This is a genomic window from Roseateles sp. P5_E1 (assembly GCF_054049335.1).
Window position 1 is genome coordinate 21,394 of sequence record NZ_JBFUMN010000064.1, and the last position, 6,500, is coordinate 27,893.

Annotated in this window: 6 protein-coding genes; all 6 read left to right on the forward strand. The window is 65.6% G+C overall.

Going from position 1 to position 6,500, the window contains the following annotated elements; translation table 11 throughout:
* Positions 1–37: 37 nt before the first annotated feature.
* The 6 genes from ACXJKJ_RS26755 to ACXJKJ_RS26780 all read left to right on the forward strand — a co-directional run bounded on the left by ACXJKJ_RS26755 (position 38) and on the right by ACXJKJ_RS26780 (position 6,122).
* Positions 38–646, forward strand: a complete 609-nt coding sequence (locus tag ACXJKJ_RS26755) for an FMN-dependent NADH-azoreductase (RefSeq protein ID WP_457393828.1) — start codon at positions 38–40, stop codon at positions 644–646.
* A 46-nt stretch (positions 647–692) separates the two neighbouring features.
* Complete coding sequence (locus tag ACXJKJ_RS26760; RefSeq protein WP_457393830.1) at positions 693–1,283, forward strand: NADPH-dependent F420 reductase; 591 nt, start codon at positions 693–695, stop codon at positions 1,281–1,283.
* Positions 1,284–1,328: 45 nt separating this feature from the next.
* Positions 1,329–2,303 (forward strand): pirin family protein, encoded by a 975-nt coding sequence (locus tag ACXJKJ_RS26765; protein ID WP_457393833.1) that lies wholly within the window; start codon positions 1,329–1,331, stop codon positions 2,301–2,303.
* 354 nt (positions 2,304–2,657) lie between these two features.
* Complete coding sequence (locus tag ACXJKJ_RS26770; protein ID WP_157281518.1) at positions 2,658–3,329, forward strand: hypothetical protein; 672 nt, start codon at positions 2,658–2,660, stop codon at positions 3,327–3,329.
* A gap of 375 nt (positions 3,330–3,704) precedes the next feature.
* On the forward strand, positions 3,705–4,145 hold the full coding sequence (locus ACXJKJ_RS26775; protein WP_056197105.1) for a hypothetical protein: 441 nt from the start codon (positions 3,705–3,707) through the stop codon (positions 4,143–4,145).
* 450 nt (positions 4,146–4,595) lie between these two features.
* Positions 4,596–6,122 (forward strand): Do family serine endopeptidase, encoded by a 1,527-nt coding sequence (locus ACXJKJ_RS26780; RefSeq protein ID WP_457393836.1) that lies wholly within the window; start codon positions 4,596–4,598, stop codon positions 6,120–6,122.
* Positions 6,123–6,500 lie beyond the last annotated feature (378 nt).

The following is a 6,500-nucleotide window of genomic DNA, read 5'->3' on the forward strand; positions in this document are numbered from 1 at the left end:
CCGCTGCGAACCACCCCCACCCACTTCGAGACCCAACATGCAACTCCTTCATCTTAACTCCAGCGCCCTCGGCGCCGCGTCCGTCAGCCGCCAGCTGACTGCTGAAATCGTCGCCCGCCAAAAGGCGCTTCACCTGGACATCCGGGTGACCTATCGGGACCTTGCAGCCGACCCCGCCTTGCACCTCACCGGCGCTCATATGGCCGCACGCATGGGTGCTACCAGCGACGACGCCACCATCAACGCCGACCTGGTCAAGGGCAACGCCTACATGGACGAACTGCTCGCCGCAGACGTCCTCGTCATCGGCGCACCCATGTACAACCTGTCGATTCCGACGCCGCTCAAGGCCTGGATCGACCGCGTCGCCGTGGCCGGCAAGACCTTCCAGTACACCGCGACCGGGCCGCAAGGGCTGCTCAAGGGCAAGAAGGCCTTCATCGCATCGGCGCGGGGCGGCGTCTACTCGGCCGGCAGCCCGGCTGCTGCGCTCGAGCACCAGGAAAGCTACCTCATTGGCCTGCTGGCCTTCCTCGGTGTGACCGACGTGAAGGTCGTGCGCGCCGAAGGCATCGCGTTCGGGCCGCAAGCCAAGGACGCCGCTATTGCCAAGGCCTTGCAAGACATCGAGGCGATTGCGGCCTAAAGGGCACGCGCTTCGCAAATCTCAAACCCCCATCGAAAGAATCATCATGACCTCCTACTCCATCATCGGTTCCGGCAACGTCGGCACCGCCCTGGCCCGTCACTTCGCCCGCAGCGGCATTTCCGTTCGGATCGCCAACACGCGCGGCCCCGAGTCCATTGCATCGCTTGCCGCTGAACTTGGCTACAAGGTGGTTCCCGTCGCGTTGCAGGACGCTCTTGCGGCCGACGTCGTCATCCTGGCTGTTCCGTTCCGTGCTCACGCAGCGGTCGGCGGAGCCCTCTCGAACTGGTCTGGCAAGGTCGTTGTAGACGCGATGAACACCTACGGCATCTCGCCGGAAGAGTTGAAGGGGCAGGCTTCCACGGACGTGGTGGCTGCCGCTTTCCCAGGCGCGAAGGTGGTCAAGACGCTGAACCAGCTGCCGGCCAAGCTGCTCGCGCAAGACCCTGCGGTCAACGGTGGTCGGCGTGTCATGTTCGTGTCGAGCAACGACGCCGGCGCTGAGGCGGCGATGGCCAAGCTGGTCGCGGACCTGGGCTTCGCGCCGGTCCCTCTGGGCAAGGCGAACGAGGGCGGGCTGCTGATCGGTATGGGCGGGCCGCTGATCCTGCAGAACCTCATCAAGCTGAGCTGACTGCCGCCCACGGGTGGCTCACCCACTGCTCTCTTCGGATTGTTCATGCCCCGTTCCATCATCAGCGTCGCCCGGCTCGGCACCCCCTGGGAAACCATCGACCCGTTTCTCGTCTGCGCCTATCACCTCGACCACTATCCACCTGGGAACGCCGACTTGGGACCGGTTGAGCCACCACCTGCCGATACAGGTGCCGGAAAGCCCTGGCGCATGTACTTCGGGCAGACGGTGCCAGGCTTCCCTGCCCACCCGCATCGCGGCTTCGAGACCATCACCATCGTCCGCCAGGGCGTGGTCGACCACTCGGACTCACTGGGCGCCACAGCCCGGTATGGCGCGGGCGATGTGCAGTGGCTGACTGCGGGGCGTGGTGTCGTGCATGCGGAGATGTTCCCTTTGCTGGACCCCCTCGAGCCGAACACGCTGGAGCTGTTTCAGATATGGCTGAACCTGCCGGCGCGCGACAAGATGGCTGAGCCCAGCTTCAAGATGTTCTGGGCCGAGGACATCCCGAGGCATGTGGAAGCCGGCGTCGACGTCACATGCATCGTCGGCGCCTTGCACGGAGTGCACATGCAACAGCCGCCGTCACCGCCTTCAAGGTCATGGGCGTCAGACCCTAGTTCGGACTTGGCCGTGTGGACGTTGAAGATGGCGCCGGGTGCGAGGTGGCAGCTACCGCCTGCCTTGGGTAGTGGCACGCGCAGGCAGCTCCTCTTCTTCAAGGGCTCCACGCTGACCATCGACGGTGAGTGCGTCGACGCGCGTTCTGCTATCGAGGTCGACTGCTCCGCCGTGGTCGAGCTTGTAAATGGGTCCAAGGAAGCTGATGTACTGATGCTCCAAGGCCGCCCGATTGAAGAACCCGTCGTGCAGCACGGGCCGTTCGTGATGACCACGCTAGACGAAATCCGACGTGCCTACGAAGACTACCGACACACCCGGTTTGGAGATTGGGCTTGGGGCGTCTACGACCCGAACCATGGCTCGAAGCGGGGAAGGTTCGCTTCAACCGATTGACTTTCGAGGACCGTGGTCAAGCGACTGCTGCTATGGGCGAAGCTGCCGGTCGGTGCCAGCAGCGCTCAACGACCGGTCCGGACGGCTGCTGTCGCTGCTGCATTGGCATGTGAATGACTCAGCTCAGCCTGATGCCGAAGTTCGGCGGACTACTGCTTCGCAGCGACTGCTGTCTCTCAATTGCCGCGCTTGGATGGCGGCGTTGTGCCCAAAGCTGAAGCTCGAGACCGACGGCGGACGGCGGCACCGCAGCGGTTGCAGTAATTCGATCAGGACAATCGAGTGGCAACATTCGGCCATTGCTGTCGTTCGCTGCCGACTTTTCTTGAGTAGGCATCCCATCGGAGAAAGAGTGTGACGAAGAAGATGGTCGAGTTCCGAGGCATCGAGGTCGTAGAAGGGTGGCCGGAGAGAATTCAAGAGGCTCAACTTCTTCTCACTTGTCACCCGAACGGCAAGGAGATGGGGCGCGTTCGGTATGGCGCGGAGGAGGACGACTGGGGCGCGAACGACCGGGCATGCCACGACTGTGGCGTCATCAAAGGCGAACTCCATGTTCCTGGGTGCGATGTTGAACGCTGCCCTTCGTGTGGAGGTCAGATATTCGGATGTGACTGCGATTGGTCGACAGATGGAGTCGAGCCGCCTGCTGCCAAACCGTCGAAGCCTTTCACCGACAAGCAGCTGAAGATCGTCGCTGCACGGAAGAAGTTCGTATGGCGTCATACCGGCTTTGCTTCAAACGGAGACGCCATATTTGAAGTGCACAACGGATCGGACATGCGATTGCCATACCTCTCCGTTGGAGTTCAGGGCCGAGGAGGGACCAAGTTGATCGGCGCCGTATGGCTCAATGTGGCTGGTATCGAGCCAGGCTCCAGCGGAAGGGTGCAACATGACTGCTATTCAGACCAACTCCGTCAAGACGAGGTTGAGTGCTTCAGCACGGCGGACCCTACGCCCGAGACCAGAGATCGCTTCTGGGAGTTCAACAGGCTCCCAAAGAAACGGGCGCCGGATGTGTGACCGGGTGGCCGAGCAAGTGTTCTTCGGCAAGCCTCAGGCCGCGGCTCAACTTCAACGTGAGCTTCTGCTAACGAGTGACGAATTTCGCGCTTGAGGTGACCGCTCAGCTTGGATAGCTGCCTGCCGTCTGGCCTGCCGTGAACGGCAGCAACCAGCCTGGAGCCGACGGCGGCTTGAGGGCTGCACCGCGCGCAGCGAGGAATGCAGGCTTGTCGCGAAGTCGCGGGCACCTTGTCGGCCAGCTCTTGTCGGCGGCCACCCCGACCCGGTCCCTTAACGACGACTGGCCGAGCCCCCAGGCAAAATCCAGATGATCGGGGCGACCCTGGCGTCAGGCCTGCCGGGAAGCCCACCTTTAAGAATGGAGCAGCGTCAATGGCACTGACGAAGAAGGGCGAGTTCTGGTACGGGACGACGTCCGGCGACACCCAGGCCGAGCTGCGCAGCTACAGCGTTGCGAATCGCCATGAGGCCGTCCGGTTTGCCGCGTCCAAATGCGATTGCGGGTGCCGGACCTTCGCGCTACAGACCGATGAAGAAGCCGGCGTGGCGATCCGCACCTGCACCGACTGCGGGCAGGAACACCTGATGGGCAACAGCGCGGACTACGTTGAAGAATCCGTGCCCGAGGCGCACGAGTGCGTGTGCGAGAACGAGGTGTTCGAGCTGATGTCCGGCGTCTCCGTGTACGCGGGCACACATGACGTGCGCTGGTACTACATCGCTTGCCGCTGCGTGGAATGCAATCTGGTCGGGGTCTTCGCAGACTGGAAGTGTGAAGCGGGTGATGCTGCGGCCTTCCTCGCCAAGGTATGAGCGGCCGAACCCCGCAGAGATCAGGCTCGCACGCTCGGGGTCACGCAAGGCTCAGAGTCGGGGCTCAAGTTTCAAGCCCTAGCACGAGCAACGCCTGACCCTCTCGCGCTGGAATGCCAAGCCTCGGCACATCGACGGCGCCATGATCGCACTTACCGCGCGAGCGGCCGAGGGGTGTCATGAAGTGGGCGGCGGACTTGGCTGTATCAATGACAGCTAGCTGCGGTCCCGTCCTCGGTCGTCGATCATGACCTTCCGCTTTGGGCACATTGCTGCCCCACGACTGATGAATCCGAGCGGCAGCAGCCAGCCTGAAGCCGCCACCGCAGACTCCACGTCCCACGTCGCCTTAACTTTCACCTCACCTTCCCCTCATCGAGCCCTCACCTCCCCTCCCTAGAGTCCACGGCAACGGCTGCGCCGCAGCCCGCCCCTAGAGGAGAGTTCTCGATGACCCAGACCGCCAAGATGACGGTGACTGCCGCGGCCGCTGCGCTGCTGGCTGCCGGTGTGACGCTGACCACCACGGCTTCGGGGTGGACCTTGCCCGGGTTTCACAAGGCGCCCGCCGCAGCGGCCACCGACGCGACGCCCGGCGGCGCCGCCCCGACCACCGTGGCCCTCGCTGCGGCCACCACACCGGCACCCGCCGTGGCCCTTCCCCCCGCCCAGTTGCCCAACTACCGCGCCATCGTGCAGACCCAGGGCCCTGCCGTGGTCGGCATCACCGTGGCCGGCCTGCACAAGGTGGGCAATGACKACGGCGACGAAGGCCCCGTCGCGCGGGGTGACGATGACCCCTTCTTCCGCTTCTTCCGCGGCATCCCCGGGCTGCGCATGCCGCAGCAGGGGCCGCAGCCCTTCCGCGGCCAGGGCTCCGGTTTCATCATCAGCAGCGACGGTGTCGTGCTGACCAACGCCCACGTCGTGCGCGACGCCAAGCAGGTCACCGTCAAGCTCAGCGACCGCCGCGAGTTCTCGGCCAAGGTGCTGGGCAGCGACCCGGCCACCGACATCGCCGTGCTCAAGCTCGACGCCAAGGGCCTGCCCACCGTGCAGCTCGGCGACCCCAAGCAGGTGCAGGTCGGCGACTACGTGCTGGCCATCGGCGCGCCCTATGGCTTCGAGCAGACGGCCACGCAGGGCATCGTCAGCGCCAAGGGTCGCTCGCTGCCCGGCGACAGCGTCGTGCCCTTCATCCAGACCGACGCGGCCGTGAACCCGGGCAACTCGGGCGGCCCGCTGTTCGACGCGGCCGGCCGTGTCGTCGGCGTCAACGCGCAGATCTTCTCGCAGAGCGGCGGCTTCCAGGGCCTGGCCTTCTCCATCCCGGTGGACGTGGCGCTGAAGGTCAAGGACCAGATCGTTGCCCACGGCAAGGTCGAGCATGCGCGACTGGGCGTCACGCTGCAGGACCTGTCGGCGCCGCTGGCCTCGTCCTTCGGCCTGGGTGCGCCCGATGGCGCCCTGGTGTCCAGCGTGCAGCCTGAAAGCGCCGCCGCCAAGGCCGGGCTGAAGGCGGGTGACGTCATCACGGCCATTGACGGCGAGCCGGTGCGCGTGGCGGGCGACGTGTCCAGCCGCGTCGGCCTGGCCCGCCCTGGCGACAAGCTCAAGCTGGAGCTGTGGCGCGACAAGTCCCGCGTCAGCGAGACCGTCAGCCTGGGCCGCGCCGACAAGGACGCACAGGAAGCCAGCGCCACGCCCCAGGGCGGCTCGCTGGGCCTGGCGCTGCGTCCGCTGGAGCGCCAGGAGCTGCGCGGCTCGGGGCTGGACCATGGCCTGCTGATCGAAGGCGTGACCGGCCCGGCCCAGCTGGCAGGCGTGCAGCCCGGCGACGTGCTGCTGGCGCTGAACGGCAAGCCGGTGCAGAGCGTGGAGCAGGTGCGCGACGCGCTGAAGGGCAAGCCGGCCTCGGTGGCCTTGCTGGTGGCGCGTGACGGCCAGCAGATCTTTGTGCCGGTGCGACTCGGCTGACACAGCCGGCGACGGCCCCTCCTGGGGCTTGCCCACCGGGCGGTGAAGATTTCCGCGCGCTGAATGGCGAGCAGTCGACTGCCGCATCACCAGGCTGCGCTAGGCTGCGCGCCGTCGCAACAAGCCTGTCTCGCCCCTGATGGAAACCCTATTCGAACCGCTGCCTGAACTGCGTCTGCGGACCGCTGGCGACCTGCTTGCGGCGGCATGGGCATGAGGGCCACGCGCTGGGCGTTGATCCTGCTCGCGATGCTGGCCGGCGGCGCCCTTCTGACCTTCGTCGTGAGCAGGCCGGCCGAGGTGCCCTCGGCGTCAGCGCCGGAGCCGGTGGCCGCGCTGTCGCTGGCTGCCGCCACACCGGCCTCCGAAGCCACGGCC

Coding starts and splice junctions, on each gene's coding strand:
- ACXJKJ_RS26775 (WP_056197105.1), top strand. CDS start 3,705: ATGGCACTGACGAAGAAGGGCGAGTTCTGGTACGGGACGACGTCCGGC.
- ACXJKJ_RS26765 (WP_457393833.1), top strand. CDS start 1,329: ATGCCCCGTTCCATCATCAGCGTCGCCCGGCTCGGCACCCCCTGGGAA.
- ACXJKJ_RS26755 (WP_457393828.1), top strand. CDS start 38: ATGCAACTCCTTCATCTTAACTCCAGCGCCCTCGGCGCCGCGTCCGTC.
- ACXJKJ_RS26760 (WP_457393830.1), top strand. CDS start 693: ATGACCTCCTACTCCATCATCGGTTCCGGCAACGTCGGCACCGCCCTG.